The organism is Elusimicrobiota bacterium (genome assembly GCA_018816525.1).
Classification (GTDB): domain Bacteria; phylum Elusimicrobiota; class Endomicrobiia; order CG1-02-37-114; family XYA2-FULL-39-19; genus OXYB2-FULL-48-7.
On the sequence record JAHIVV010000043.1, the window covers coordinates 1 to 2,408 of the forward strand.

The following is a 2,408-nucleotide window of genomic DNA, read 5'->3' on the forward strand; positions in this document are numbered from 1 at the left end:
AATTGTCCGAATAATGTATGATGATTCATAAGCCTGAACCTCCTTGTAGACCCGACAGTAATCGGGTTTTGGCATGGTTTTGAATCACACCATTATAGGGAATAGTTCAGGCTTTTTCAATCCTAATTTGGACACACGTGAACGCACTTATTATATAAATAAAAGAATTTTAAATCAAACTATTCCGGAGTTTTTGAGAATTTTTTCTAGTTCAAGTAAATAGGGGTCGGTTTCAGAAAGTCCGGACAAGGGTTCGCCGTTTTCGCTTTTGGAAATTATGGTCTCCTCATAAGGGAGTGTGCCGATTAGTTCTATAGGCGCACTTTTTAAAATTGATGCAGCATCAGCGTTCTTTTTTGCCCTATTGAGCACAAGGTAAGTTTTTTCTATTTTAAGTTTGAGGCCTTTTGCAGTTTCGTGAACTTTTTTTGCGGAATTAATACTTACCACTGTCGGGTCAGTCACAATAAAAAGCGCATCCACATTATCTGTAGTTCTGCGCGAAAGATGCTCCATCCCGGCTTCATTATCAACAATAGTAACGGCATACTGCTTGGTTATCCTGGAAAGGAACCCGCGCAGAAGCTCGTTGATGTAACAATAGCATTCTTTCCCTTCCGGCCGGCCCATAGCGATAAAATCAATACCTTCGCCTTCAGAAATTATTTCATTGAGCTTCATATCCACATAGTCGCTCTTGGCCATATTTGGAGGTAGGTTTTTGTTCTCTTTTATAGTATCGCGGATATCGGCAATCGTAGTGTCGTATTTTATGTTAAGCAGGTCGCCAAGGTTGGAATTGGGGTCAGCATCAACGGCCAAAATAGGCTTAAGGTTGTGTTTAAGAAGTTGTCTTATTATCAGCGCGCAAAAAGTTGTTTTTCCCACTCCGCCTTTTCCCGCCACTGCAATTCGTTTTGTCATAATATTTTTTTAAAAAATCGCTTGACAAATTCACAAAAATGGCTTATAATTATAGTGAATCACGATGGGAGGACACACCTAAGGTTCGTCCGAAGGTTAATGCCTCCTTTTTTTATTTGTTAAACTCCAGCTTGCCTTTCAAACTGCTCACAAAAACAATATCATCCATAAACTTCCTTAGCAGTGACGAATATTGATTCTGGTCAGGAATCATCAATTTTAACAGCCTATCTTGTTTTTTGAGGTATTCTACTAAACAGAAGAAATCACCATCACCCGTAACAATAATAGCTTTCTCATAATTTGGATATTCTATCATAGTGTGTAAAACTAATTCTGCATCTACATTGCCCTTGACTTTTCCTTTTGGCAGATAGAGGGTAGGTTTAAAAACTAATATATAGCCAGCTTCCTGTAACGAAGTATATAGACTTTGATTTGTGCTCACATAACCAATAAAAAGAAACGCCTTTTTTACGCCGTATTTGTCATTCAAATACACTCTAAAACGCCGAAAATCAAGAAACCATCCAAGCCCACGAATAGCTAAATTCAAGTTTTGACTATCAATAAACGCATAATTATTCTGAATGATTTTCATAGTATTTGTTTTTACATTTCCAAAGTCGCCCAGTTACTAAAATCATCATTTTTCAATTCTTTGCTCTGTTTGTCAAAATAAACCCATCTTCCTTTGAAATCTTTTGAATCAGTGTTCGTAACTATCCCGCCAAAAAGCTTGTTTCCCTTTTTGTTTTCATTATTTATGTACTCTGACAGTCCATCAATTTTTGGTCCGGCAATTTTTAATGTCATTCCTGACTTTGTATCAAATAGGCCTATTTGCCCATTTTTAAATTTTACAATAAAATCAACATAGAAAGGTTTATCTCCGCTATCGTTATAAGGAACAGCAAAAAAGGTTGCGTCTCTGTCACCATTTTTGAACCACCATTCTATTTTTTCAGATTTATTCAAATATTCTATGAAAGCGTTTTCTGGTTTCCACTTTCCATCGGTATAAAAAGGTTGTAGTATGGATTTTTTCCCTTTTTGTTCAACGTAATCACTAGTATAACTTATTGACTCCGGTATATTCCAATCCTTTTGATATTCAATTTCTGACTGTCGTTTAATAACCTCGTTTTTATATTCTTCTTTAGATAAATCTATCACATTAACAAAATGTTGGACGTTTTTATCGCTCAAAGCAATTTTTATAATCTCATTTTGAACTTCCTCGTATTTCATCTTGAATTCATTTTCAAAAAAACGATATATTGATTCCCTAACACGTCCTATAGATCTATCTTCTGGATAAAAAGGTATTAAATTCTTTTTTACGAAATATTCAAATGTTTTCTGCAATTCATAATTTGTTGATTTAATGGTTTTATCCCCAGATATAACCGTTTTAGGTAAGTTATCAATATTTTCTTCAGCCCAGTCTGAAATGATTCTTTGTGTTTCTTTTTTGGATTTAA

The 2,408-nt window shown here is 35.2% G+C and carries 3 protein-coding genes; all 3 read right to left on the minus strand.

The genetic code is table 11. The features are described from left to right. Positions 1 to 174: 174 nt before the first annotated feature. Positions 175 to 924 (minus strand): AAA family ATPase, encoded by a 750-nt coding sequence (locus tag KKH91_04430; protein ID MBU0952055.1) that lies wholly within the window; start codon positions 922 to 924, stop codon positions 175 to 177. Positions 925 to 1,036: 112 nt separating this feature from the next. Then, positions 1,037 to 1,525 (minus strand): NYN domain-containing protein, encoded by a 489-nt coding sequence (locus KKH91_04435; GenBank protein MBU0952056.1) that lies wholly within the window; start codon positions 1,523 to 1,525, stop codon positions 1,037 to 1,039. A gap of 11 nt (positions 1,526 to 1,536) precedes the next feature. Next, positions 1,537 to 2,408, minus strand: an 872-nt coding sequence (locus tag KKH91_04440; GenBank protein MBU0952057.1) for a hypothetical protein, incomplete at its 5' end; no start/stop codon positions are given.